The following is a 22,828-nucleotide window of genomic DNA, read 5'->3' as shown; positions in this document are numbered from 1 at the left end:
GTCAGCGTTGCGCTGCGGGCACGCCTTGCGGCTCGGCCTGGGCGGTGGCCGAAGGTTCGGCAGGCCAGGCCTTCAGGTCCAGGTCCAGATCGGCGAATTTGCGCGAGTCGAACACTGGCTGGGCGACGCCGGCGCGGCGCTGCTCGTCGTAGTCGCGCATCACCCGCAGGCCGACCTTGAACAGCATGGCCAGGGCCACCAGGTTGACGAAGGCCAGACAGGTCATGGTGATGTCGGCGAAGGCGAACACGGTCGAAAGGTCCTGCATCGAACCCCATACCACCAGCGCCAGTACCAGGCCGCGGAACAGCATCAGCACGGTGCGGTTGCGGGTGAGGAACTGCAGGCTGTTCTCGCCCAGGTAGTAGTTGTAGAGGATGCAGGTGAAGACGAACAGCGACAGCGCGACGCTGACGAACAGGCGACCCCAGTCACCGACCACGGCGGCCAGCGAGTTCTGGGTCAGGACGATGCCGTCGCCTTCGAAGCCCGGGGTGTAGAAGCCCGACAGCAGGATCAGCAGCGCGGTGCAGGTGCAGATCACGAAGGTGTCGAGGAACACGCTGAAGGCCTGGACCACGCCCTGGGCGCCCGGGTGCTTCACAGCGGCCACGGCGGCGACGTTCGGCGCACTGCCCAGGCCCGCTTCGTTGGCGAACACGCCACGCTTCACGCCCATGACGATGGCGCTGCCGAGCAGGCCGCCGAAGGCCGGGTCGAGACCGAAGGCGCTCTTGATGATGGTCTCCAGCATGGCCGGGACTTGTTCGATCTGGGTGCCGATCACGTACAGGGTCACGCCGATGTAGGCCAGGGTCTTGACCGGGACCAGCAGGTCGGACACCGCGGCGATGCGCTTGATGCCGCCGATGAAGGTGATCGCCAGCAGCGCCGCCAGGACAATACCGGTGTGGCTAGGGGCGAAGGCGAAGGCGTCCTGCAGCGAGTGCGTCACGGTGTAGGACTGCAGGCCGATGAAGGCGAAGCCGTAGGTGACCAGCAGCAGGATCGAGAACAACACCGCCATGCCCTTGAGCTTCAGGCCGTGCTGGATGTAGTAGGCCGGGCCGCCGCGGTACAGGCCGTCGCCGTCGGCGCGCTTGTAGACCTGGGCCAGGGTGCACTCGAAGAAGCTGCTGGACATGCCGACCAGTGCGGTCACCCACATCCAGAACACCGCGCCAGGGCCACCCAGGGTCACGGCGATGCCGACGCCGGCGATGTTGCCCGCGCCCACTCGGCCGGCGAGGCTGAGCATCAGCGCCTGGAACGAGCTGAGCTGGCCGCCGCTGCTTTTCAGGCTGTCGCGGAACACCGCGAACATGTGGAGGAAGTGGCGCAATTGAACGAAACGCGAGCGGATCGTGAAGTAGCTGCCGAGCCCGACGATGAGCACGATCAGCACTTTCCCTGAGAGGAAGTCGTTGATGACTTCGAGCATGGATTATTCCTCGCTGTTTTTTGTGTAGGCAAAAGCAGAGCGGACGGAAACATTCTGTTACACCGCTGATTGCACGCACGGCAAAGCGGTGGGGCGATTGTTCGTCCCGGTTCTCTATTCGCGGGTTGTTATTAGTTCGGGTTTCCCGTGGGATTGAGCCTCGTTACCGACGGCTGTCCACGTGAAGAGGGGGCGCACTATACCGGTGCGCGGGCTCGCCGTCTGCATATAGTGCGTCGAGCCGAGGAACGGCAGGCAGGGCGGCAGGCTGAATCGGTTCTTGTCCTGGCCCGCAAACCCCCGCGAACAGGCGTCCCGAGAACCGCACCTCCCCCCGATCCCCCTGCCAGCTGTAGGAGCTGGCTTGCCAGCGAAGAGGCCCGCAAGATCGCCATCGCCGGCAAGCCGGCTCCTACAGACTCCCCCCGATCCCCCTGCCAGCTGTAGGAGCTGGCTTGCCAGCGAAGGGGCCCGCAAGACCGCCATCGCCGGCAAGCCGGCTCCTACAGACTCCCCCCGATCCCCCTGCCAGCTGTAGGAGCTGGCTTGCCAGCGAAGAGGCCCGCAAGATCGCCATCGCCGGCAAGCCGGCTCCTACGGCCCCCGCCGATCCCTCTGCCAGCTGTAGGAGCTGGCTCGCCAGCGAAGAGGCCTGCAAGACCGCCATCGCCGGCAAGCCGGCTCCTACCTTTCAGAGCAGAAACTCCTCATGCCGCTCCTGGAAGCCCTGCAACTCACCCTGTTCCAGCAACTGGCGAATCCACGGCCCCAGCAGATCCAGCGAACTGTCCAAAGGGCTTGGCCGCTGCCAGCGCAGCGGCACCTGGGCGAAGCGCTGCTGGTTGGCGCTGACTTTCTCCAGGATCTGCCGGTCCTGCTTGAGGATCACCTTGAACAAGGGCTGCAGCACGCCGCGCTTTAGCCAGCCCGGCGTGCGGCCGCGGGCCGTGGCGATGCGCGCGAACAGGCGCAGTTCACCCTCGGCGGCCGGGCTCAGCCAGGCGCTGACCAGCAGGTTGAGCCGGCCCTGGCGGTCGCGGTATTCGATTTCCGCCAGCCCGGGCAGGCGGAAGCGCCCCATGCTGATGCCGCGTTCGCCTTCGAACAGCCGGGAGATCAGCCCGGATTGGGTGCCTTCTTCGCTGTACTGCGCTTCAACCCCATCCTCCAGCTGATGCACCCAGGCGCGAATACGCTGGCGCTGGCGGTCGTGGCGAATCCAGCCGGCGTGCACGAAGTGGGTGTGGAAGCCGTCGAGGAAGTTCTCCGCGGCGTCCTGCAAGGTGCAGCGCACCCGGTCTCTGATCCAGAACACGTCCAGGGCCTGGGCCTGTTCGGCGGCGGCCACCGGAGCGGTGCTCGGTGGTTCGGCGGCAAGGCTGGCCCACACCAGCCCCTGGGCTTCGCAACTGTGCAAGGGTTGCAGCAGCGGTTGGCTGCAGCGCTGCTGCTCCTGGCCGGGCAGGTGCGTGCAGCGGCCCTGGGGGTCGAATCGCCAGCCGTGGTAGGGGCACTGGATCTCTCCGTCGCGCACCCGACCGGCGCTCAGGGGCGCAAAGCGATGGGGGCAGCGGTCCGGCAGCACGGAGGGGGCGCCTTCGGCATCGCGGAACAGCACCAGCGGCACGCCGTGCAGGGTGCAGGCCAGGGGTTGGCGTTGCAGTTGCCGGCTCAGGGCGACGGGCCACCAGCCCGAGTGACTGTTCACAGTTTGAGCTTCCTCATCAGTGGTACGCCGATCTGTTGCAGCAGCAGGCCCATCAATTGCCACACCAGCCTTCGCGACCAGGGCAGGTGGGCGACGTGGATCAGGCTGTATTCGATCTCTGGCTCACCGCCCCGCAGGCGCTTGAAGGCGGCGGCGCCGGAGCTGAAGTTGAGCACCTGGCGGCGGTTCACCGCTTCTTGCAGGCACAGCCTTGTCAGTTGCCGGTACAGGCCGGCGCGCTGAGGCAGGGCGGTGTCGTAGCCGACGATGGGGGTGCTGATCAGGGCGCTGTTGGCGAACCAGCCCAGGGCGCCGTCGATGCGCCCTTCGGCGTTGCGCAGGGCGCGCACTTCCAGCCAGCCCTCGGCCTGCCCGCGTTGCAGCCATTGGGCGCTGTAGTGGGGGTTGAGGCGGCTGTACTTGTCCAGGTAGAGCAGGTTGTACAGCTGTTCGATACGCTGGAAGTCGGCCTCGTTCAGCTCGCTGCCGGGCACCACCGTATAAGGGCTGCGGCGCAGCAGGGTGGCGTCCATGCGGGTGTTGTGATGGCGCAGGAAGGCCGAGTCTTCGCCGTCGCGCCCGTCGAACAGGTACACCTGGCGGCTGGGAATCGCCAGGTAGCCCAGGGTTTGCAGGCGCTTGCGCAGTTCGAGGTTGCTGAAATCGTTGAGGGAGCGGAAGCCGAAGCCGTGGTCGGGAAACTCCCGGCGCAGCAGCTCGGTGATCGCCGGCAAATCCGCGCCATCCCAGTCGGCCGGGTAGAGGTTGGTGGACAGCAGCCAGTTGTTGACCTGCACCAGGCGATCGACCTTGGCCACGCTCAGCAGCCGGTCGACGCCCTGGGTCAGCAGCTTCAGTGGCCAGGCCAGCCAGGGTCGCTTCAGGCGTTGCAGCTCTTCCCGGGCATAGCCGCTGTAGGCGGTCTGCGGCGACACCACGTAGCAGTTATCCACAGGGTCGTGGCCATGGTTGATGCTCACCGGGAACTGCTGGCGGCCGGTATCCAGCAGGGCCAGGGCGGTGCTGACGTTGCCGATCAGCGCGCCACCGGCGCAGGTGCGCACGTAATGTCGGGCGTGGCTGTCGTCGGCGCTGGGTGGCTGCTGAGCCAGTTGTTCGGGCAGCAACAGCTTCATGGGCGCGGCGCCTCCAGGGGTTGGCCGTTCCACTCGATATCGGCGGTGGAGGCGGCCAGCAGCCCACAGCGGCGGGTCAGGGCGCGGCCGATGATTTCCGCCAGGCTCAGTACCTGGGCGGTGAGGGGGCCGCGGTCGCCGTCCTGGACGATCACGTCCCGGGCTTGCCGATAGTCGTGCCAGAACGCGCGGCTCAAGGCCCGTTGCGGCGCCGCCAGAAGCAGCATGGCCAGGGCGATCATCCGCGGTTCCAGGGTGGCCTGCAGCGCCGTGCCGGCCTCAATGCCCAGCGCCGCCACCAGTTGTTCGCGCTGGTCGTCGAACAGGTGCACGCCGCTGGTGGCCCTGGGGTTGCACTCCAGGACGTGGAAGCGGCCGTGCTGGTCCTCGATGAAATCAAAGCCCACTTGCCCGGTGTAGCCGGTGGCCTGGCCGAACTGCTCCAGGAAGGCGCGGATCGGCGCCGGGGCGCAGCTGTGAAAGTAGATCCCCGAGCCGCGCCCGACCCGGTAGCGCGGCTGGTAGCTGCTGTGGGCGCGCAACTGGCCGTCCACCAACACGCTGAAGCTGCAGTATTCCTGGCCGGGGACAAAGCGCTGGGCCACCCAGGGGGCCTCGGCGCTGGGTCGGACCTTGGCCAGTTGCGCCGGGCTCGGGCGGATCAGGGTCTGGGAGGCGAAACGCGAATAGGCCGGCTTGAACACCAGGGCATCGTGTTCGGCGGCCAGGGCCTGCAACGCGGCCGGGTCATGCAACACCTGGGTCGGCGGTGCGGCCACGGCCCAGCCCTGGGTCATGGCCGCGAAATCGCCCTTGTGGTGCAGGCGGTGCAGCAGCTCGAAATCGCTGGTGAACACCCGGCACAAAGGCCGCAAGCGCTCCAGGCCGTGGGCCAGGTAGAACACCTCTTCGCAGGTGGGCAGCAGCAGGTCGATGGCCTGCTGGCGGATGACCACGGCCAGGGCCTCGATCCAGGCCTGGGGATCGTGCCGGGGTTCCGGCAGGCGCACGAAGTGTTCGGCGGCGCGGCTGAAACGGCTCAGGGGCTGGGCCAGGGAATCGGCCACGGTCACCGTCCAGCCGGCTTGCTTGAACGCCCGGGCCCATTCCAGGCAGGCCGGGGCCCGGGCGCCAAGAATCAATACACGCATGGCAGTTCCTCGGGTAGTTGCAGCATCAGCAGGCGGCGTCTTTTCGTTTGGGGGGGCGGGGCCTGCCAGTGGCCGAAGCTCAGGCTCGGCGTCTGCAGCCCCTGTTGCGCGCAGAGTGCGCTCAGGGCCTCGGTCAAGCGTTGGCACAGGGCGGGGTAGTCGCCCGAGGTGCGCAGGTTGGCCTGCCAGAGCAGCCCGCGCTGGTGGATTTGATATTCTTCAAGCGTCGCCCCGAGCATCAGCAAGGCGCGGCGCAACACATCGGGGTAGAGCGGTGCCAGTTGCTGGCCGTCGAGCCTTGGTAGCCAGAGGATTTCGTCGGCGCGGCCCTCCACGGCGGCAATCGCCCGCTCCGCGCGGCCGCAGGGGCAGGGCGCGCTGGCCACCCGCAAGATGTCATTGAGGCGATAACGCACGATCAACTGCGTACGCCGGGAAAAGTCGGTGATGATCGGCTGAAAGCGCGTGCGTTCCGGGTCCAGCCACTGCGGCTCGATGTGCAGGTGGCTTTCATTCAGGTGCAGGGTGCCGGCCTCGCAGGTGTAGCCAAGAAAGCCCTCGCTGGCCTGATAGATCTGCTGGGGCTTGAGGCCGAAGGCCTGCTGCACCACCTCGGCGTCAGTGCTTTCCAGCACTTCGGCCACCGACAGGATGTGCCGTGGGCGGATCGTCAGCTGCCCGGCCAGGGCCGCCTGGGCCAACCCGCGCAGCACCGTGGCCGGGGCCACCAGCACGTCCGGGTTCTGCTGGTTCAGGCGCTCCAGGGAGGCGCTCAGGCCCAGGGTCAGGTCATGAAAGGCGAAGTCGATGCGACGGCTGGCCAGGGTGGTGTACAGGCGGCTGTTGGCCCGCAGGAAAAAGGCGATGCGCAGCGGTGCCAACCAGGGGCACAGCAACCGTGGCAGCAGGGCCCGGGGCAGGGTTCGCGCCAGCAGAATCCCGGCCCAGCGCTGGCGTTCCGCGCTGCTGACCAGGAACACCCCCTGGGCCCCCGAAGTGCCGCTGGACAGGCCCACGGTGATGTCCCCCAGGGTCGGGCTGAAGTCCCGGGAGTGCTCGGCTTGCAAGGCCACCGGCAGCACCTGCTCCAGGCTCAGGGCACGGGTGTTGAAGCCGGCGAAATCGCTCATCAGGCTGGCCTTGTCCATGATCGGCAAGCTGTGCAGGCCGTCGTTGACCAGCCCCCTGAAGCGCTCGCCGCCAGGCATGACCTTGGCCATGAAGTGCCGCAGGCGTCTTGCCTGCCAGGCTTCCAGCCGCTCGCGACGACGAAAGCGCAGGGCATAGCGGCTGAACACAAAGGCACCGATGCTGCGCAGGGTGCCCAGCAGGCGTTCACTGTTCATTGGCGAACGCCTCCCAGGCCTGGGTGCAATGGGACGGCAGCACCGCCACCGCCGGTTCCCGGCGGATCAGCTGGCCCAGGCCGCTGTAGGTGCGCAGGTATTGCTGGCGGTCGGCGCTGGCAAACCACAGCGCCGGTGCGGCCGGCAGGCGCTCGGCGCGGCAGGCCGGCACTGACCAGCAGGCGTCGGCCACCAGAAATACCGGCCGCCCCTGGGCGTCGGCGATGAACAGGCCCAGCTGGCCGGCGCTGTGCCCCGGCAGCGGCACGCCGATCAGGCTGCCATCGCCGAACAGGTCCAGGCCCTGCTCGAAGGGCGCCATCCAGCCCGGTAGCGCACAGCTGGGGCTGGCGTCGGCCAGGCGCAGGCGGGCGCTGAAGTCGTCCGGCAGCAACCCCGGCAGATGGCCGCCGAGGGTGGCGCGCCAACGCTGGCCGCGCAGGTTGTCGATATGCTGGTAATCGGCCTGCAGGGCGATGAAACGGGCATTGCTGAAGTCCCGCAGGCCGGCGATATGGTCGGCGTGGAAGTGGGAAATGATCACATGGCGGATATCCCCCGGGCCGATGCCCAGCTCGTGCAACTGCGCGCCCAGTTGCTCCGCCACCGGTAGCTGCACCGGCACCGCGCTGCGGTACAGGCGTTCGGGCAGGACGCGGGTGGCCTGGAAGAAGTGCTCGGCGTAGCCGGTGTCGTAGAGGATCCAGCCGTGGTCCGGGTGCTGGATCAGCCCGCACAAGGCCGGGAACTGCACCGGCGCCAGGCGCCCGCCGCGGTCGGCCATGCATTCCAGATGCTGGCACCAGCCGGCCCGAAGGATCTTCAAGCTAACGCGGCGGCTCATGGTCGTTGCCTCTGTTGGGCCAGCCACCATTGGGCGTGCTGGGCGATGCCCTGTTCCTGGCTGATCACCGGGTGGTAGCCCAGCTCGCGCTGGATGGCGCTGATGTCCAGGGTCTGGCTGAAGGCCAGGACGCCTGCGCCATAGCGGGTGATCAAGGGTTCAGCGCCGCTGCCCAGGCGCGCCTTGAGCTCCAGCAACTGTGCCACGCCGTGCACCAGGGGCCAGGGCAGGCGGCGGGTGCGCAGTGGCAATTGGAAGTGCTCGGCCATCTGTTGCAGCAAGTCCTTGAAGGCCAGGGGCGTGGCGTTGCTCAGGTTGTAGACGCACAGCGGGCGCGGCAGGGGTCGGGTCAGGGCCAGCCACACCGCGTGCACCAGATTGTCGACGCAGGTCAGGTCCAGCTGCGCCCGGCCGCCGCGCATCAGCGGAATCGCCCCGCGCTGCATCACCCGCAGCAGACGCGGCATCAGGGTCGCGTCCCAGGGGCCGAATACCGCCCGGGGCCGCAGGATCACGCATTCCGGCAAGCCGGCTTGGCCCAGCAGGGTTTCGGCCTGGGCCTTGCTGCGGGCGTAGTCGTTCACCGGTGGCGGCAGCGGCTGGTCTTCGCGGATGCCCAGGCGGTCGCTGAAGTTGAAGTACAGGCTCGGGGTGGAGATGTGCACCAGCCGCGTAATGCGGTTGTCCCGGCAGGCGTGGATCACCTCGGCGGTGGAGTCGAGGTTGGCCCGGGCAAACGCCTGGGGCGAACCCCAGGGCGAGGACAGCGCCGCGCAATGGACGATGGCGTCGTGCTCGCGGCTGGCGTCGGTCAGCAGGCGTTTGGCCTGGCGGCTGCCGTGTTCCAGGGGCAGCCAGCGCACCGGCGCCGGGCTGTGGGCGATGACTTGCGCCGCCGCCTCGGGGTTGCGCCCGCTGAACTGCACTTCGCAGCCCTCGGCGGCCAGCTTCCAGACCAGATGCCGGCCAATAAAACCGGTGCCGCCGGTGACCAGGATCTTCATCAGAACTCCAGGATCAGGCCGCCGAGGGACAAGCCCGCGCCGGTACCGATCAGCATCAGGGTTTGCCCGCGTTGAATGCGCCCGTCGCGCACCGCGATGTCCAGGGCGGTGGGCAGGGACGCCGCCACCTGGTTGCCGTGTCGGGCAAAGATATCGATGACCTGTTCCGGCCTCAGGCTCAGGCGCTTGGCTGCGTGCTGCATGGCCTGCTGGCTGGCCTGATGGGGGATCACCCAGTCGATCCGCTCCAGGGGCAATGCAGCTTGCTGGAGCAGGTCGTCCATCAGCTCGGGCAGGTGCTTGGCGGCGAGGCGGAACACCCCTTTGCCTTGCATGGCGAAGCTGGTCAGGGGCTCGAAGGGCACCTCGATGCGCCGCGGATGAAAGCGCGAACCGCCGGCTGGGATCTGGCACAGCGCGGCGCCTTCGGCGTAGGTCTTCAGGCGCGAGGCGAGGATCTTCTGCCCGCCGTCACCGGCCCCCAGCACCACCGCCGCCGCGCCGTCGCCGAAGATGCCGCTGACCTCCACCTGCTGCCAGTCCAGGCCGCAGGAGGCGATATCGGCGCACACCAGCAGCACGCGCCGGTAATGCCCGGCCTGGATTGGCCAGGACAGGGTGTCCAGGGCGGCGATAAAGCCCAGGCAACTGGCGTTGATGTCCATGGCCGGAATGCCCGACTGCCCCAGGCCCAGCTCCCGCTGCAGCAGCGCGGCGTTGCAGGGCATGCCCTGGTCCATGGTGCCGCTGGCGCAGACGATCAGGTCCAGCTGTTCAAGCGTCAGGCCTGCTGCGTGCAGGGCCTGGCGTGCAGCACTGGCACCGAGGCTGGCGGCGTTGTCCGCGGGGCCGGCGACATGGCGCTGCTGCACACCGCTGATGCGCGCCACGCTGCCGGATTCCAGGCCGAGCTGGCTGTCCAGTTCGGCACTGGTGACCACGCGCTGCGGCAGGGCATGGCCGCTGCCGAGGATGGCCAGAGTGCGGGCCGGGCGCAGGGGGGACGCTGATGTGTGCATGCAAATTCCATTTGTGGGGCATCGAGGGGGTGTTGCGAGGTGCGCTCAGTTGGCTGAAGGCGCCACTGGGCATTTGCTCAGAAACCCCTGCAGCTTTTGCTGGTATTCCTCGACCGGCATCAGGTCACTGTGTTTGGCGATGAAGCAGGCCGTACCCTGGCGCACCATATCGGCGTCAGCCACGAGGTAGAAATCGGCTATTTCCTGCACGCGTACGATCTGATCCCAGGCCAGGCTGCTCTGACCTCCGCGGGCGTTGAGCAGGGTGAAGCCCTGGTGGTCGAAGTTCAGGTAATAGGTGCCTTCGACGACTCGCAGCCTGGTTTCGATCAAGTGCTGACTCAACCCGCGCAAGGGCGCCTGGGGTTTGATCGGGGTGGCAGCAATTCGGTTTTGCAGGTGCTTGATCCAGCGCCCGGAAAAGCGCCACCACAAGGGGATGAAGATCAACGCGAACAGCACCATGGCGATGACTTTCTCCGGGGTAAGGCGTCGCTCGGGGAAATAGATCGACAGGCAGCCGCCGAGCAGGCACAGGGTGAACATCACCAGGCCGATAAAGCGGCCTTGCCACTGAGCAAATGTGCTCATGGCCCGGACATGCTGCTGATCACCCTTGAGCAGTTCTTGCTTCAGCGGTTCGGCAATCCAGGCTTCGGTGTGGGCAGGGGTGATGCGGTAGTGCAATTCCATGGGGGCTGAATCCGAGGTCCGTGTTCGGTGAGGGCGGCAGTTTACCGATTTCTGTGGGGCGGGTAGCAGCGGCGTGTGCGCGAACCTTTACTCACTGCTCAGGTTGGAAATTGCTCTATGTATCGCTCCACCCATTGGAACAGGTGTTCGTCGAGTTGCGGCCGCTGCTGGCTGAAGCGGTCCTGGCAGCTAATGAAGAACGGGTCCTGATTGACCCGCAGCGCCAGCTCGATGGGGCTTTCGCTTTCGGCATGGGCCGCTCTTAGTTGCTGCTGGCGCTGATCGGCCTGTTCCAGACTGTCCGCCAGGTTATCCAGTTGCAGGTGGCGCAACTGGGCGATGGCCTCGGGCAGGTGAAAGTGCAGGGCGCTGTCGAAGCCCTCCCAATCCTCGTAGGCCAGCCACTCGTGCAGGATCATGAAGCAGCGCGGGGCCGGGGCCAGTTGCTCCAGTTGTGCGAAATCCAGCCAGTACTGACGCGGCAACTGCTCGGCGGTTTCCAAGGCCTGGGCGATCAGGTCCAGGGCCTGAGCCGGGTCCCGGTGATGCTTGCGCAGGATGCGCTGGGTCAGGGTGAAGCGCGCTTCTTCAATCGCGTGCAGGGCGCGGTTCAAGTCATAGCCGGCGGTGTGCAGCTGTTCCCGGGCTTGCTCTTGGGGCAGGCCGGACTTTTCTACCAGCACCTGCAGCAACTCGGATTTGTACAGCTCGGCGGCCTGTTGCGGGTTGCCTGCGCAGCGGGCGAGCAGGGCCTGGGCGTGGCGCAGGCCGATGGGGATCAGGGTGCGTAGCTGTTGCAGGGCCTGGATGTGCGTCGGGTCCATCGACTGCGTTGCCTCGGGAGTGGCGGATGTTCGAGAGGAGCGATTATCCACCGTGGGCGCGCAGTTGTGCGGGTTTATAACGAGGCTCCGATGATGATTGCGGCACCCACGGGATTTACACGGTTTTGGGTTTGTAGGAGCCGGCTTGCCGGCGAAGGCGTTGGCCGGGATGGCGGTGAAGGCTGGGCCGGCCTCTTCGCTGGCAAGCCAGCTCCTACGGCGCGGTGTTTAGGTGGGGTCTGGGCGGGCGCCATCGAGCAGGGCGTCCACCACGGCGCGGGCCATTTCAACCGAGTGCACCATGGACCAGATCAGCCCGCGTTCGATGCCGCTGGCCCGTTCGGTGATTTCATCGGACACCTCTTCGGCGCATTTGAGCAGCAGGGAGACGTGCATCAGCGCGTCTTCGGCATTGACCTGGGGCTGTACGGCGAACAGCGGGTGGCCTTGGCCGTCGCGCAGGCCGAAGGAGCGATGGCGGGTGCCGTGCAAGGCGGCCAGCAGGTTGGCGTTGGCGCGGTCCAGCTCCGGATCGCGGCGCGGATGATCGGTGGGTAAAGGTGGATCGGGGACGAGCTTTTTCATGAGACTGGTTCCTTTAGCATTTAAGAAACCGCCAGATCTCACTTCCACATGAGAGGGTGGCAGCCGTGCGCAGGTGTGGAAGACCGGGCTAAAGGAACCGGCGCACCCGAAGGTGCCCTACGCACAGCCGCCATAAATCGAGTTCACCCACGCCGAGGCGGCAGGGAGGTTCGAGTGAGACGACTGCACGTCCTTTATCCCAGACTTCCACATCCGGGCCGCTGATTTTGCAGCGGCTCAGCGAGACTGCCTGATCGTTCGAGGGGGTACAAGGCGCTCAAAGGCGTGGGGGATTCTCTCGGATTTGCCCTACAAAACAAAGCGAAACGGCTCCGGCTCTGGCTGGCATTCCCTGACAAAACCGGCAGGGGATCAGGCGCTGGGTACCGTTCGGGTCGAGTGTGTGAGGTGCAGGCAGAACCGGTTGGCGGGTTTGCGGCCCCTGCGGGGTCGTTCGCAGCCTGGCGAACTCGGCTGCGGTTACAAATCGAGGTCGAGGTTGGGCGGGCGCGGCACTTTCCGCCAGGCAAAAAAAAGGGCCTGGAGACGAAGCTCCAAGCCCTCAAAAGGTGAGAGGTGTCTAGTCCCTCAACCTGGTGAGCGGTGTTGCATGTTTCGGTGTCGCGGTGGTTAGGCTTTCAGCGGAACCAGACGCGGGGCAATCATGTTTTCCGGACGCAGGATGTCGTCGAGCATGGCGTCGTCCAGCAGGCCTTCTTCGCGCACCAGTTCCAGTACGCCACGGCCACTTTCCAGGGCGATGCGGGCGATACGGGTGGCGTTTTCATAGCCGATGTACGGGTTCAGCGCGGTGACCAGGCCGATGGAGTGCTCCACCAGTTCGCGGCAACGGGTTTCGTTGGCGGTGATGCCGGTGATGCAGTGCTCGCGCAGCATGTCCATGGCGCGTTGCAGCAGGCGGATCGAGTCGAAGATCTTGAAGGCGATCAACGGCTCCATCACGTTCAGTTGCAGTTGGCCGCCTTCGGCCGCCATGGTCAGGGCCAGGTCGTTGCCGATAACTTGGAACGCTACCTGGTTCACGGCTTCCGGGATCACCGGGTTGACCTTGCCGGGCATGATCGAGCTGCCTGGCTGACGCGCTGGCAGGTTGATTTCGTTGATGCCGGTGCGTGGGCCGCTGGACAGCAGGCGCAGGTCGTTGCAGATCTTCGACAGCTTCACCGCGGTACGCTTGAGCATGCCGGAGAACAGCACGAAGGCGCCCATGTCGGAAGTGGCTTCGATCAGGTCGGCAGCTGGAACAACCGGCTGGCCGCTGATGACGGCCAGGCGTTGCACGGCCAGGGCCTGGTAACGCGGGTCGGCGTTGATGCCGGTACCAATGGCGGTGCCGCCCAGGTTGACTTCGGTCAGCAGCTCGGGGGCCAGGGTCTTCAGGCGCGCCAGGTCTTCACCCAGAGTGGTGGCGAAGGCGCGGAATTCCTGGCCGAGGGTCATCGGCACGGCGTCTTGCAGCTGGGTACGGCCCATCTTCAAGACGTGGCCGAATTCTTCACCCTTGGCGGCGAACGACTGGATCAGGCTGTCGAGGCTGGCCAGCAGCGCGTCGTGACCCAGCAGCAGACCCAGGCGGATCGCGGTCGGGTAGGCGTCGTTGGTGGACTGCGCCATGTTCACGTCGTTGTTCGGGTGCAGGTACTGGTATTCGCCCTTGCTGTGGCCCATGGCCTCCAGCGCGATGTTGGCGATGACTTCGTTGGCATTCATGTTGGTTGAAGTGCCAGCGCCGCCTTGAATCATGTCCACCACGAACTCATCGTGGAAATCGCCGCGGATCAGACGGGCACAAGCTTCGCTGATGGCAGCGTGCTTGGCTTCGCTGAGCTGACCCAGCTCGCGGTTGGCGTCAGCAGCTGCCTGCTTGACCATTGCCAGGCCGACCACCAATTTCGGGTAATGCGAAATCGGAACACCGGAGAGGCGGAAGTTGTTCACCGCTCGCAGGGTCTGGATGCCGTAATACGCTTGAGCGGGTACTTCGAGTACGCCAAGCAGGTCTTTTTCGGTGCGGAATGATGCAGCGGAGGACATGACGGAGATCATCTCGGTAGGGACCCGGTCTGTGCCGGGAACGCTGCGAATCCTAGGCCGAAGGGAATTTTTGGGCCAATGCTGTTAAACACTGGGCTATGCATATTCGGCATAATGGCGGTGTGACGCCGGGTTGCCGGCGAGCGTGTGACCTAAAATGGTGCGTGTCCGGGAGGACGTGATGAATCTGGAAAGCAAATGGCTCGAGGACTTCAGTGCCCTGGCCGCCACCCGCAGCTTTTCCCAGGCTGCCGAGCGACGTTTCGTGACCCAGCCGGCGTTCAGTCGGCGGATCCGCAGCCTGGAAGCGGCCCTGGGCCTGACCCTGGTCAACCGCTCGCGCACGCCGGTGGAACTGACGGCAGCGGGGCAGTTGTTCCTGGTGACCGCGCGCACCGTGGTCGAACAGCTCGGCGAGGTGGTGCGCCACCTGCACCACCTGGAAGGCGGGCAGGGTGAGGTGATGCAGGTAGCGGCGGCCCACTCCCTGGCGCTGGGCTTCTTCCCGCGCTGGATCGCCCAGTTGCGCAACGAAGGGCTGAACATCGCCACGCGGCTGGTGGCCACCAACGTCGGCGATGCGGTGCATGCCCTGCGTGAAGGCGGTTGCGACCTGATGCTGGCCTTCTACGACCCGGACGCCGCCCTGCAGATGGATTCGGAAATCTTCCCCTCGCTGCACCTGGGGCACACCGAGATGCTCCCGGTGTGCGCCGCCGATGCCCAGGGCAAGCCGTTGTTCGACCTGGAGGGCGAGGCCAGCGTGCCGCTCTTGGCCTATAGCGCCGGGGCTTTCCTTGGCCGCTCGGTGAACCTGCTGCTGCGCCAGCGCAACCTGCGTTTCACCACTGTTTATGAAACCGCCATGGCCGACAGCCTCAAGAGCATGGCTTTGGAGGGGCTGGGCATTGCCTGGGTGCCGCAACTGAGCGTGCGCGCCGAACTGGCCCGGGGCGAACTGGTGGTGTGCGGCGGGGCGCAATGGCATGTGCCGCTGGAGATCCGCCTGTACCGCTGCGCCCTGGTGCGCAAGGCCAACGTGCGCTTGCTCTGGCGCAAGCTGGAAGGCGCCGCCGCCCAAGCCGCGGCCGTGTAGGAGCCGGCTTGCCGGCGAAGGCGTCGGCCGGGAGGGTGGTGATTGCAGGGCGGGCCTCTTCGCTGGCAAGCCAGCTCCTACGGGAGATAGGCGCAGGTTTTTTTGTAGGAGCCGGCTTGCCGGCGAAAGCGTCGGCCGGGATGGCGGTGATCGCGGGGCGGGCCTCTTCGCTGGCGAGCCAGCTCCTACGGGAGATAGGCGCAGGTTTTTTTGTAGGAGCCGGCTTGCCGGCGAAGGCGTCGGCGGGGAGGGTGGTGATCGGCGGGCTGGCCTCTTCGCTGGCGAGCCAGCTCCTACGGGGGATAGGCGCAGAGTTTTTGTAGGAGCCGGCTTGCCGGCGAAAGCGTCGGCCGGGATGGCGGTGATTGCAGGGCGTGCCTCTTCGCTGGCGAGCCAGCTCCTACGAGGCGGGCGGGATTGACCTTGGAGTCAATAAAACCGGGGTTTTGCGCTGGAAATACTTTGTTTTGCATATGGTCGGCGAAAGTGCGTTTAGCGCGCCTTTTTCGGTATACTGCGCGGCCTTCGGCCGGTTTATCCGGTCATTTTTCGTACAACAAAGCCACGCATTTTCGCGTGGCTTGTTGTTTTTGACGCGCCCGCGGGCGCCCAGAGAGAAGAGGCACGACGATGAGTGCACTGGTTGGCGTGATCATGGGCTCCAAGTCCGATTGGTCCACCCTTAGCCACACCGCCGATATGCTGGAAAAGCTCGGCATCCCTTACGAGGTGAAGGTGGTTTCCGCACACCGCACCCCGGACCTGCTGTTCCAGTACGCCGAAGAGGCTGAGGCGCGAGGCATCGAGGTGATCATCGCCGGTGCCGGCGGCGCGGCGCACTTGCCGGGCATGTGCGCAGCCAAGACCCACCTGCCGGTGCTGGGCGTGCCGGTGCAGTCGTCGATGCTCTCGGGCGTGGATTCGCTGCTGTCCATCGTGCAGATGCCGGCCGGTATTCCGGTCGCCACCCTGGCCATCGGCAAGGCTGGGGCAATCAACGCCGCCCTGCTCTCGGCGAGCATCCTGGGCGCCAAGCACCCGCAATTCCACGCGGTGCTGAAAAAATTCCGTGCTGAACAGACAGACAGCGTCCTGGACAATCCAGACCCGCGAGTCGCCTGAGGTTGTTGACGATGAAGATCGGTGTAATCGGTGGCGGCCAACTGGGCCGCATGTTGGCCCTGGCGGGTACTCCGCTGGGAATGAACTTCGCTTTCCTCGACCCGGCGCCGGATGCCTGTGCCGCCCCCCTGGGGGAACACCTGCGGGCCGATTACGGCGACCAGGACCACCTGCGCCAGCTGGCCGATGAAGTGGACCTGGTGACCTTCGAATTCGAGAGCGTGCCGGCGGAAACCGTGGCCTTCCTCTCGCAGTTCGTGCCGGTCTACCCGAGTGCCGAAGCCTTGCGCATCGCTCGCGATCGCTGGTTCGAGAAGAGCATGTTCAAGGACCTGGGGATTCCTACCCCGGAGTTCGCCGACATCCAGTCCCAGGCTGACCTGGACGCCGCCGTGGCGCGCATCGGCCTGCCGGCCGTGCTCAAGACCCGCACCCTGGGTTACGACGGCAAGGGCCAGAAGGTTCTGCGCAGCGCCGCCGATGTCGAAGGCACCTTCGCCGAGCTGGGCAGCGTGCCTTGCCTGCTGGAAGGCTTCGTGCCCTTCACCGGTGAAGTCTCGCTGATCGCCGTGCGCGCCCGTGACGGTGAAACCCGTTTCTACCCGCTGGTGCACAACACCCACGACAGCGGCATCCTGCGCCTGTCGGTGGCCAGCAGCGATCACCCGTTGCAGGCCCTGGCCGAGGACTACTCCGGCCGCGTGCTCAAGCAGCTGGATTACGTCGGCGTGATGGCGTTCGAGTTCTTCGAAGTCGACGGTGGCCTCAAGGCCAACGAGATCGCCCCGCGGGTGCACAACTCCGGGCACTGGACCACCGAAGGCGCCGAGTGCAGCCAGTTCGAAAACCACCTGCGGGCGGTGGCTGGCCTGCCCCTGGGCTCCACGGCCAAGGTTGGTGAGAGCGCCATGCTCAACTTCATCGGCGAAGTGCCGCCGGTGGACCAGGTCATCGCCATCGACGACTGCCACCTGCATCACTACGGCAAGGCCTTCAAGGTCGGACGCAAGGTCGGCCATGCCAACCTGCGCTGCGCCGATCAGGCGACCCTGCAAGCGCAGATCGCCAAGGTCGAAGCGCTGATCGCCAAGTAACAAATCCACCGGCTGGCGGGAACCTTCGTTTCCCGCCGTTCTCTGATAGCAGGATGCCAAGGCGCTGACTAGGCTTTGGCTTGATCCCCCCTTACAGAGGAACAGCCATGGGCATTATCGGAACCATTTTCATCGGCTTGATCGTTGGTCTGCTGGCGCGTTTCCTCAAACCGGGAGACGACAGCATGGGCTGGATCATGACCATCCTGCTGGGTATCGGCGGTTCGCTGGCGGCCACTTATGGCGGCCAGGCGCTGGGCATCTACCAGGCTGGCCAGGGCGCCGGTTTCATCGGTGCGCTGGTGGGCGCGATCGTCCTGCTGGTGATCTACGGCTTCGTCAAAAAGAGCTGAGCCACGTTGCAAGCCCCCTCTGCCATCCGGGCGGAGGGGACCCCTTTCTTTATCTGAAACTTCACCGCAGCTGACGGTTTGGGCACTAGAATGCCCGGGTTTTTCCGTCCTTTCTTTTTGACCGAGCCACCCTCACATGCGCCGTCTTCTATTGACCTTTGTTCTGCTGGGCTGCGGCCTGGCCCAGGCTGGCGAACTGCCGGAAACCGACTGGCTGGAGCTGATGCCCAAGTCGGACCAGAAGGCCCTGGAGCAGATGCCGGAAATCGACCACAACTCCCCGGAAGCCAATGGCACCTTCACCGAAAAGGGCGGCCTGAAGCAGAGCAAGGGCTTGCCGGCGGTGATGTATTCCACCAAGACCGTGCCGGCCATGAATGACAAGCAGATTCGCATCGGCGGTTATCCGGTGCCGCTGGAAGCCGATGCCAAGGGGCGCAGCACGCTGTTCTTCCTGGTGCCGTACCCGGGGGCCTGCATCCATGTGCCGCCACCGCCGCCCAACCAGCTGGTGCTGGTGCGCTTTCCCAAGGGCTTGAAGCTGGACGACATCTACACGCCGCTGTGGGTGACCGGCACCCTGAAGATCGAAAAGGTCAGCAATGACCTGGCCGATGCCGCCTACGCCCTGGAGGCGGCGAAGGTGCGGGTGGTCAAGGAGTCGGATCTCTGAAGCGGCGCATTTGAACGCCGCGCAACGCTAGGAGCCGGCTTGCCGGCGAAAGCGGCCTCAAGAACGCCGATGGTCTTGAGGGCCTCTTCGCTGGCAAGCCAGCTCCTACGGGGGCAGGTGAGGTCAGAGTGGGGCGCTGGTGATGCTCACGCTCAGGGTGTGAGTGGCACCGGGGGCCAGGGTGACGATGTCGTCCATCACGTTGGCGGTTTCGATGCACAGCATGCGCTGCCAGCCGTCGTTGGCCATGTCGCTGAACTGCGCGGCGCGGTCGATCCAGGGGTTCCAGATCACGGCGGTGCGCGAGCCTGCGCTGGTCAGGCGAATTCGCCGTTGCCAGTCCGGGTCGACGATCTCCAACTGCTCCGGAACATCCAGGTAGATGCGGTCGGTTTCCCCGGCGAAGTGCAGGTCGCCGTCCTGGACCTTGGTCTTCCAGTCTTCCAGGGTCTCGATGTAGTTCAGCCCGTCCACACCTGCGACCTGCACATTGCGCACATCACTGACCGCGAAGTAGCTGTGCAGCGCCTGACTGATGCTGACGCTTTCAGTGCCCAGGTTGTGGCTGCTGAGGCTGATGTGCAGTTGCTGGTCGAGACGGATGCTCAGGCTTGGCTCCACTTGATGGGGCCAGCCGGGAAAGCCGCCTTCGGGGCAGGGCAGGCGCAGGCGCACCAGCAAGCTGTCGCCTTCACTCTCGATGCCTTGCAGCTCCCAGTCGCTGGCCCGCACCAGGCCATGGGCCGGTGCCGGCTCGCTGCTTTGGCGCATGGCCTGCACGGCTTGCGGGTTGCGGGCAAAGTTGCCGAACCAGGGCCAGCACACCGGAACCCCGGCGCGGATGCTCTTGCCGGTCTTGAACTGTGCTTCCTCGTTGAGCCAGATCAGCGGCTGTTGCCCGGCCACCTGATAACTGAGGATGTGCGCGCCTTGCTGGGCCACCAACAGTTCGGCAGCACCGTGGCGGATGCGCCAGCAGTTCAGCTCATCGAGTTTCACTGTTTCAACGTGGGGCGTAGGCATGCTGCTGATCTCGTTCGCAAGGTTTGGGCTGTTATGGACCGCATAACAGCCTCCAGGTTTAACGCGCGCGGGGCGGAACCGAACGGGTGCGGCCGCTGCCGTCGATGGCGACGAACACGAATACCGCCTCGGTGACCTTGCGCCATTCGCTGGAGAGCGGGTCGTCGCTCCACACTTCCACCATCATCTGGATCGAGCTGCGGCCGATCTCCAGGGTCTGGGTATAGAAGGACAGTTGCGCGCCCACCGCCACCGGCACCAGGAAGGCCATGCGATCGATGGCCACCGTGGCCACCCGGCCACCGGCGACGCGGCTGGCCATGGCGGTGCCTGCCAGGTCCATCTGCGCTACCAGCCAGCCACCAAAGATATCGCCAAAACCGTTGGTTTCACGGGGCAGGGCGGTGATTTGCAGGGCCAGGTCGCCTTGCGGGATTGGATCTTCTTGTTCGAGCTCTATCATGCCGGGGGGCCTCTGACCCGTGACGCTTCATGGGTACTTCAGGTGAATAGCCGTCTTCAGGAAAAACGATTCAGCCCGAACATACTACGTTCGTCACGTTCTTTCTAAGGCGTGCTAAAGGGAAACTCTGCGAAATCGACTGGCGCTGGCCAGGGCCAGGGGCGCGCAGCAGCGTTTTCGCACAGCAACCCTTGCCAGGAGCGGCTTTGCGCTCCGAGGTCTGCGAGTATATCGGTCGATAGACTCCGCGACGACCCGTCCAGTTCGCAAATTTGTGAGTCATTTGTGCGCCGCTGTGTACGCATTCGAACAATTTGCTATCGTGCCGAACCTGCCAGGCCCTAGCCAGCGCTGTTGCGGCTTGCAGAACCGACTAATAAGAGAAGCCCTTGCCATGACCACTGTGCCCTCCAGCGCCGCGCAGCCAGCGCAGCCCGCCCGTCCCTTGACTCGTAGTGACTACAAGACCCTTTCGCTGTCTGCCCTGGGCGGTGCGCTGGAGTTCTACGACTTCATCATTTTCGTGTTCTTTGCCACCGTGGTCGGCAAGCTGTTCTTCCCGGCGGACATGCCCGAGTGGCTGCGCCTGATGCAGACTTTCGGCATCTTCGCCGCCGGCTACCTGGCGCGGCCCCTGGGCGGGATCGTCATGGCCCACTTCGGCGACCTGCTGGGGCGCAAGAAGATGTTCACCCTGAGCATCTTCATGATGGCGGTGCCGACCCTGATCATGGGCCTGTTGCCCACCTACGCGCAGATCGGCCTGTGGGCGCCGATCCTGCTGCTGTTGATGCGGGTGATCCAGGGCGCGGCCATCGGCGGGGAAGTCCCCGGGGCCTGGGTGTTCGTTTCCGAACACGTGCCCCAGCGCCATATCGGCTATGCCTGCGGCACCCTGACCTCGGGCCTGACCGCCGGGATTCTCCTGGGCTCGCTGGTGGCCACCGCGATCAACAGTCTCTACACCCCGGAAGAGGTGGCGGCGTACGCTTGGCGTATCCCGTTCCTGATGGGTGGTGTGTTCGGCCTGTTCTCGGTGTACCTGCGTCGCCTGCTCCACGAAACCCCGGTATTCGCCGAGCTGCAGTTGCGCAAGGCCCTGGCCGAGGAACTGCCGCTGCGCACTGTGTTGCGTGAGCATCGCGGCGCCATCGTGATTTCCATGCTGCTGACCTGGCTGCTGTCCGCCGGGATCATCGTGGTGATCCTTATGACCCCCACCGTGTTGCAGACTGTTTATAAATTCCCGGCCATCACCGCCCTGGAAGCCAACAGCCTGGCCATCGTTTTCCTGAGCCTGGGCTGCGTGGCCTCCGGCGCCCTGGCGGACCGTTTCGGCGCCGGGCGGGTGTTCGTCTTCGGCAGCGCCTTGCTGCTGGCCACGTCCTGGACCTTCTATCACGGCCTGCTGGATAACCCGCAGTGGCTGTTCCCGCTGTATGCCCTGACCGGCCTGTTCGTCGGCACCATCGGCGCGGTGCCTTATGTGATGGTCAAGGCGTTCCCGGCAGTAGTGCGCTTCAGCGGCCTGTCGTTTTCCTACAACCTGGCGTACGCGGTCTTCGGTGGCCTGACGCCAATGGTGGTGACCTGGCTGCTCAAGGAGAGCCCGATGGGGCCGGCCTATTATGTTGCAATTATTTGCGGCATCGGCCTGCTGGTGGGGCTGTACCTGTGGAAGAAGGGCCGTTAACAGGTCTGGAGCTGCAAGCTACCCGCTTGTGGCTGGTGACATGTGGCGTGCAGCGAGGGCGTTTTGCGCTCGACCTATCGCGTAATTGCCCTGCAGTGCTTGCGCGTTTCGGCGCCTGTCAAAGAAAGGCCAGCCTTCGTTCAGGAATGCTGGCCTTTCATCTAATTGTCATATTCCAGACATAGAGTGTTCACACGGCCTACAGATACTTGGCCCCGACTTAACACACCCTATCTGCTAGGAGTAAGGCATGAAACTGAAGCGTTTGATGGCGGCAATGACCTTTGTCGCCGCTGGCGTTGCGACTGCCCACGCGGTTGCCGCTGTTGACCCTGCTATCCCGAGCTACACCAAGACCACTGGTGTGTCGGGCAACCTGTCCAGCGTCGGTTCCGATACCTTGGCGAACCTGATGACCCTGTGGGCCGAGAACTACAAAAAAGAATACCCGAACGTCAACATCCAGATTCAGGCCGCTGGCTCCGCCACTGCGCCACCCGCGCTGACCGAAGGCACCTCCAACCTGGGCCCGATGAGCCGCAAGATGAAGGACACCGAACTGGCGGCCTTCGAGCAGAAGTATGGCTACAAGCCAACCGCTATCCCGGTGGCCGTGGACGCCCTGGCGGTGTTCGTGCACAAGGACAACCCGATCCAGCACCTGACCATGGAACAGGTCGATGCGATCTTCTCCTCGACGCGTCTGTGCGGCGCCAAGGCAGAAGTGAAGACCTGGGGCGACCTGGGCGTGAAGGGCGACCTGGCCAACAAGCCAGTGCAGCTGTTCGGTCGCAACTCGGTATCCGGCACCTACGGCTACTTCAAGGAAGAAGCTCTGTGCAAAGGCGATTACAAGCCTAACGTCAACGAGCAGCCAGGTTCGGCTTCCGTGGTGCAGTCCATCAGCTCCTCGCTGAACGGCATCGGCTACTCGGGCATCGGTTACAAGACCGCTAGCGTGAAGACCGTGGCCCTGGCCAAGAAAGGCAGCAGCGACTTCATCGAAGACACCGAAGAAAACGCCCTGAACGGCAAGTATCCGCTGTCGCGCTTCCTCTACGTTTACGTCAACAAGGCCCCGAACAAGCCTCTGGCCCCGCTGGAAGCCGAGTTCGTGAAACTGGTCCTGTCCAAACAGGGTCAGGAAGTGGTTGTGAAAGACGGCTACATCCCACTGCCTGCCAAGGTTGCCGCCAAGGCCCTGGCTGACCTGGGTCTGAAAGAAGGCGCATAAGCCGCCGCAGAAGGGTCCGGCTCCCCGGACCCTTCCTCGTAGGAGCTGGCTTGCCAGCGAAAGCGCTCCAAAGGGCACCCAGGCTCAAGGCCCTGTTCGCCGGCAAGCCGGCTCCTACAACCTCATTTTCTGTCCGCTGCCAGCTCTGCTACGCGGCGGATTTGCTGCGTCACTGCATTGTCATCTTTCTGTCATACAGGATCGCTAGGGTGTGCGCATGAATGATCTGGCCAATTCCACCATGACTACGACTTCTCCCCCTAAGCGCATT

The 22,828-nt window shown here is 65.0% G+C and carries 21 protein-coding genes; 7 read left to right on the top strand and 14 right to left on the bottom strand.

What is annotated here, in order from left to right; all coding sequences use genetic code 11:
* Window position 1: 1 nt before the first annotated feature.
* From ACZ5BO_RS00550 to aspA, 12 genes are all read right to left on the bottom strand, one after another.
* Window positions 2-1,441: an alanine/glycine:cation symporter family protein gene (locus tag ACZ5BO_RS00550; RefSeq protein ID WP_464697691.1), complete on the bottom strand. Its 1,440-nt coding sequence runs from the start codon at window positions 1,439-1,441 to the stop codon at window positions 2-4.
* Between the two features lie 691 nt (window positions 1,442-2,132).
* Window positions 2,133-3,149 (bottom strand): Rieske 2Fe-2S domain-containing protein, encoded by a 1,017-nt coding sequence (locus tag ACZ5BO_RS00545; protein WP_464697689.1) that lies wholly within the window; start codon window positions 3,147-3,149, stop codon window positions 2,133-2,135.
* Window positions 3,146-4,285, bottom strand: coding sequence for a hypothetical protein (locus ACZ5BO_RS00540; protein ID WP_464697687.1), 1,140 nt, complete (start codon window positions 4,283-4,285; stop codon window positions 3,146-3,148). Before ACZ5BO_RS00540 ends, ACZ5BO_RS00545 begins: the two co-directional genes overlap by 4 nt.
* Window positions 4,282-5,436 carry an ATP-grasp domain-containing protein gene (locus ACZ5BO_RS00535; RefSeq protein WP_464697685.1) on the bottom strand — a complete coding sequence of 385 codons (1,155 nt, stop codon included), beginning with the start codon at window positions 5,434-5,436 and terminating at the stop codon, window positions 4,282-4,284. Before ACZ5BO_RS00535 ends, ACZ5BO_RS00540 begins: the two co-directional genes overlap by 4 nt.
* Window positions 5,424-6,782 (bottom strand): F390 synthetase-related protein, encoded by a 1,359-nt coding sequence (locus tag ACZ5BO_RS00530; protein WP_464697683.1) that lies wholly within the window; start codon window positions 6,780-6,782, stop codon window positions 5,424-5,426. Before ACZ5BO_RS00530 ends, ACZ5BO_RS00535 begins: the two co-directional genes overlap by 13 nt.
* Window positions 6,772-7,626, bottom strand: a complete 855-nt coding sequence (locus ACZ5BO_RS00525) for an MBL fold metallo-hydrolase (protein ID WP_464697681.1) — start codon at window positions 7,624-7,626, stop codon at window positions 6,772-6,774. The genes ACZ5BO_RS00530 and ACZ5BO_RS00525 overlap by 11 nt, the downstream gene beginning before the upstream one ends.
* Complete coding sequence (locus ACZ5BO_RS00520; RefSeq protein WP_464697679.1) at window positions 7,623-8,630, bottom strand: NAD-dependent epimerase/dehydratase family protein; 1,008 nt, start codon at window positions 8,628-8,630, stop codon at window positions 7,623-7,625. The genes ACZ5BO_RS00525 and ACZ5BO_RS00520 overlap by 4 nt, the downstream gene beginning before the upstream one ends.
* On the bottom strand, window positions 8,630-9,649 hold the full coding sequence (locus tag ACZ5BO_RS00515; protein ID WP_464697677.1) for a beta-ketoacyl-ACP synthase 3: 1,020 nt from the start codon (window positions 9,647-9,649) through the stop codon (window positions 8,630-8,632). The genes ACZ5BO_RS00520 and ACZ5BO_RS00515 overlap by 1 nt, the downstream gene beginning before the upstream one ends.
* Before the next feature lie 45 nt (window positions 9,650-9,694).
* A complete protein-coding gene (locus tag ACZ5BO_RS00510; RefSeq protein WP_025131516.1) occupies window positions 9,695-10,342 on the bottom strand; it encodes a hypothetical protein in 648 nt (215 codons plus the stop codon).
* A gap of 98 nt (window positions 10,343-10,440) precedes the next feature.
* Window positions 10,441-11,166 (bottom strand): hypothetical protein, encoded by a 726-nt coding sequence (locus ACZ5BO_RS00505; RefSeq protein ID WP_464697675.1) that lies wholly within the window; start codon window positions 11,164-11,166, stop codon window positions 10,441-10,443.
* A 228-nt stretch (window positions 11,167-11,394) separates the two neighbouring features.
* Window positions 11,395-11,751 carry a DUF6124 family protein gene (locus ACZ5BO_RS00500; RefSeq protein ID WP_464697673.1) on the bottom strand — a complete coding sequence of 119 codons (357 nt, stop codon included), beginning with the start codon at window positions 11,749-11,751 and terminating at the stop codon, window positions 11,395-11,397.
* 630 nt (window positions 11,752-12,381) lie between these two features.
* Window positions 12,382-13,806 carry an aspartate ammonia-lyase gene (gene aspA, locus ACZ5BO_RS00495; protein ID WP_123728046.1) on the bottom strand — a complete coding sequence of 475 codons (1,425 nt, stop codon included), beginning with the start codon at window positions 13,804-13,806 and terminating at the stop codon, window positions 12,382-12,384.
* Between the two features lie 181 nt (window positions 13,807-13,987).
* Here aspA and ACZ5BO_RS00490 point away from each other — a divergent pair, with 181 nt between their 5' ends.
* The 5 genes from ACZ5BO_RS00490 to ACZ5BO_RS00470 all read left to right on the top strand — a co-directional run bounded on the left by ACZ5BO_RS00490 (window position 13,988) and on the right by ACZ5BO_RS00470 (window position 18,144).
* Window positions 13,988-14,902, top strand: a complete 915-nt coding sequence (locus ACZ5BO_RS00490) for a LysR substrate-binding domain-containing protein (RefSeq protein ID WP_025131509.1) — start codon at window positions 13,988-13,990, stop codon at window positions 14,900-14,902.
* Window positions 14,903-15,532: 630 nt separating this feature from the next.
* Entirely contained in the window at window positions 15,533-16,024 is a 492-nt protein-coding gene (purE, locus tag ACZ5BO_RS00485) for a 5-(carboxyamino)imidazole ribonucleotide mutase (RefSeq protein WP_016967060.1), read from the top strand.
* An 11-nt stretch (window positions 16,025-16,035) separates the two neighbouring features.
* Window positions 16,036-17,118, top strand: coding sequence for a 5-(carboxyamino)imidazole ribonucleotide synthase (locus ACZ5BO_RS00480; RefSeq protein ID WP_464697670.1), 1,083 nt, complete (start codon window positions 16,036-16,038; stop codon window positions 17,116-17,118).
* Window positions 17,119-17,225: 107 nt separating this feature from the next.
* Window positions 17,226-17,471 carry a GlsB/YeaQ/YmgE family stress response membrane protein gene (locus ACZ5BO_RS00475; RefSeq protein WP_011064289.1) on the top strand — a complete coding sequence of 82 codons (246 nt, stop codon included), beginning with the start codon at window positions 17,226-17,228 and terminating at the stop codon, window positions 17,469-17,471.
* A 136-nt stretch (window positions 17,472-17,607) separates the two neighbouring features.
* On the top strand, window positions 17,608-18,144 hold the full coding sequence (locus ACZ5BO_RS00470) for a DUF3299 domain-containing protein (protein WP_464697668.1): 537 nt from the start codon (window positions 17,608-17,610) through the stop codon (window positions 18,142-18,144).
* 123 nt (window positions 18,145-18,267) lie between these two features.
* On the opposite strand, the gene ACZ5BO_RS00465 is transcribed toward ACZ5BO_RS00470, so the two are convergent.
* The gene (locus tag ACZ5BO_RS00465; RefSeq protein WP_464697666.1) at window positions 18,268-19,167 is read right to left on the bottom strand and encodes a D-hexose-6-phosphate mutarotase; all 900 of its coding nucleotides are present in this window, start codon (window positions 19,165-19,167) and stop codon (window positions 18,268-18,270) included.
* A 58-nt stretch (window positions 19,168-19,225) separates the two neighbouring features.
* Entirely contained in the window at window positions 19,226-19,630 is a 405-nt protein-coding gene (locus tag ACZ5BO_RS00460) for an acyl-CoA thioesterase (protein ID WP_003229628.1), read from the bottom strand.
* A gap of 394 nt (window positions 19,631-20,024) precedes the next feature.
* On the opposite strand from ACZ5BO_RS00460, the gene ACZ5BO_RS00455 reads away from it, so the two are divergent.
* Together ACZ5BO_RS00455 and ACZ5BO_RS00450 are read left to right on the top strand one after the other, a co-directional pair.
* A complete protein-coding gene (locus tag ACZ5BO_RS00455; RefSeq protein ID WP_464697662.1) occupies window positions 20,025-21,323 on the top strand; it encodes an MFS transporter in 1,299 nt (432 codons plus the stop codon).
* A 250-nt stretch (window positions 21,324-21,573) separates the two neighbouring features.
* Entirely contained in the window at window positions 21,574-22,557 is a 984-nt protein-coding gene (locus tag ACZ5BO_RS00450; RefSeq protein WP_464697660.1) for a phosphate ABC transporter substrate-binding protein PstS, read from the top strand.
* Window positions 22,558-22,828: the final 271 nt, after the last annotated feature.

The sequence above is a fragment of the Pseudomonas sp. FFPRI_1 genome, assembly GCF_055384485.1.
The sequence above is the reverse complement of the archived record's forward strand: the minus strand, read 5'-3'. Positions and strand labels throughout refer to the sequence as shown.

What these genes read in the sequence shown, in the direction of transcription:
- ACZ5BO_RS00550 (WP_464697691.1), bottom strand. Translation starts at nt 1,441, where the DNA reads ATGCTCGAAGTCATCAACGACTTCCTCTCAGGGAAAGTGCTGATCGTG.
- ACZ5BO_RS00540 (WP_464697687.1), bottom strand. Translation starts at nt 4,285, where the DNA reads ATGAAGCTGTTGCTGCCCGAACAACTGGCTCAGCAGCCACCCAGCGCC.
- ACZ5BO_RS00535 (WP_464697685.1), bottom strand. Translation starts at nt 5,436, where the DNA reads ATGCGTGTATTGATTCTTGGCGCCCGGGCCCCGGCCTGCCTGGAATGG.
- ACZ5BO_RS00530 (WP_464697683.1), bottom strand. Translation starts at nt 6,782, where the DNA reads ATGAACAGTGAACGCCTGCTGGGCACCCTGCGCAGCATCGGTGCCTTT.
- ACZ5BO_RS00525 (WP_464697681.1), bottom strand. Translation starts at nt 7,626, where the DNA reads ATGAGCCGCCGCGTTAGCTTGAAGATCCTTCGGGCCGGCTGGTGCCAG.
- ACZ5BO_RS00520 (WP_464697679.1), bottom strand. Translation starts at nt 8,630, where the DNA reads ATGAAGATCCTGGTCACCGGCGGCACCGGTTTTATTGGCCGGCATCTG.
- ACZ5BO_RS00515 (WP_464697677.1), bottom strand. Translation starts at nt 9,649, where the DNA reads ATGCACACATCAGCGTCCCCCCTGCGCCCGGCCCGCACTCTGGCCATC.
- ACZ5BO_RS00510 (WP_025131516.1), bottom strand. Translation starts at nt 10,342, where the DNA reads ATGGAATTGCACTACCGCATCACCCCTGCCCACACCGAAGCCTGGATT.
- ACZ5BO_RS00505 (WP_464697675.1), bottom strand. Translation starts at nt 11,166, where the DNA reads ATGGACCCGACGCACATCCAGGCCCTGCAACAGCTACGCACCCTGATC.
- ACZ5BO_RS00500 (WP_464697673.1), bottom strand. Translation starts at nt 11,751, where the DNA reads ATGAAAAAGCTCGTCCCCGATCCACCTTTACCCACCGATCATCCGCGC.
- aspA (WP_123728046.1), bottom strand. Translation starts at nt 13,806, where the DNA reads ATGTCCTCCGCTGCATCATTCCGCACCGAAAAAGACCTGCTTGGCGTA.
- ACZ5BO_RS00490 (WP_025131509.1), top strand. Translation starts at nt 13,988, where the DNA reads ATGAATCTGGAAAGCAAATGGCTCGAGGACTTCAGTGCCCTGGCCGCC.
- purE (WP_016967060.1), top strand. Translation starts at nt 15,533, where the DNA reads ATGAGTGCACTGGTTGGCGTGATCATGGGCTCCAAGTCCGATTGGTCC.
- ACZ5BO_RS00480 (WP_464697670.1), top strand. Translation starts at nt 16,036, where the DNA reads ATGAAGATCGGTGTAATCGGTGGCGGCCAACTGGGCCGCATGTTGGCC.
- ACZ5BO_RS00475 (WP_011064289.1), top strand. Translation starts at nt 17,226, where the DNA reads ATGGGCATTATCGGAACCATTTTCATCGGCTTGATCGTTGGTCTGCTG.
- ACZ5BO_RS00470 (WP_464697668.1), top strand. Translation starts at nt 17,608, where the DNA reads ATGCGCCGTCTTCTATTGACCTTTGTTCTGCTGGGCTGCGGCCTGGCC.
- ACZ5BO_RS00465 (WP_464697666.1), bottom strand. Translation starts at nt 19,167, where the DNA reads ATGCCTACGCCCCACGTTGAAACAGTGAAACTCGATGAGCTGAACTGC.
- ACZ5BO_RS00460 (WP_003229628.1), bottom strand. Translation starts at nt 19,630, where the DNA reads ATGATAGAGCTCGAACAAGAAGATCCAATCCCGCAAGGCGACCTGGCC.
- ACZ5BO_RS00455 (WP_464697662.1), top strand. Translation starts at nt 20,025, where the DNA reads ATGACCACTGTGCCCTCCAGCGCCGCGCAGCCAGCGCAGCCCGCCCGT.
- ACZ5BO_RS00450 (WP_464697660.1), top strand. Translation starts at nt 21,574, where the DNA reads ATGAAACTGAAGCGTTTGATGGCGGCAATGACCTTTGTCGCCGCTGGC.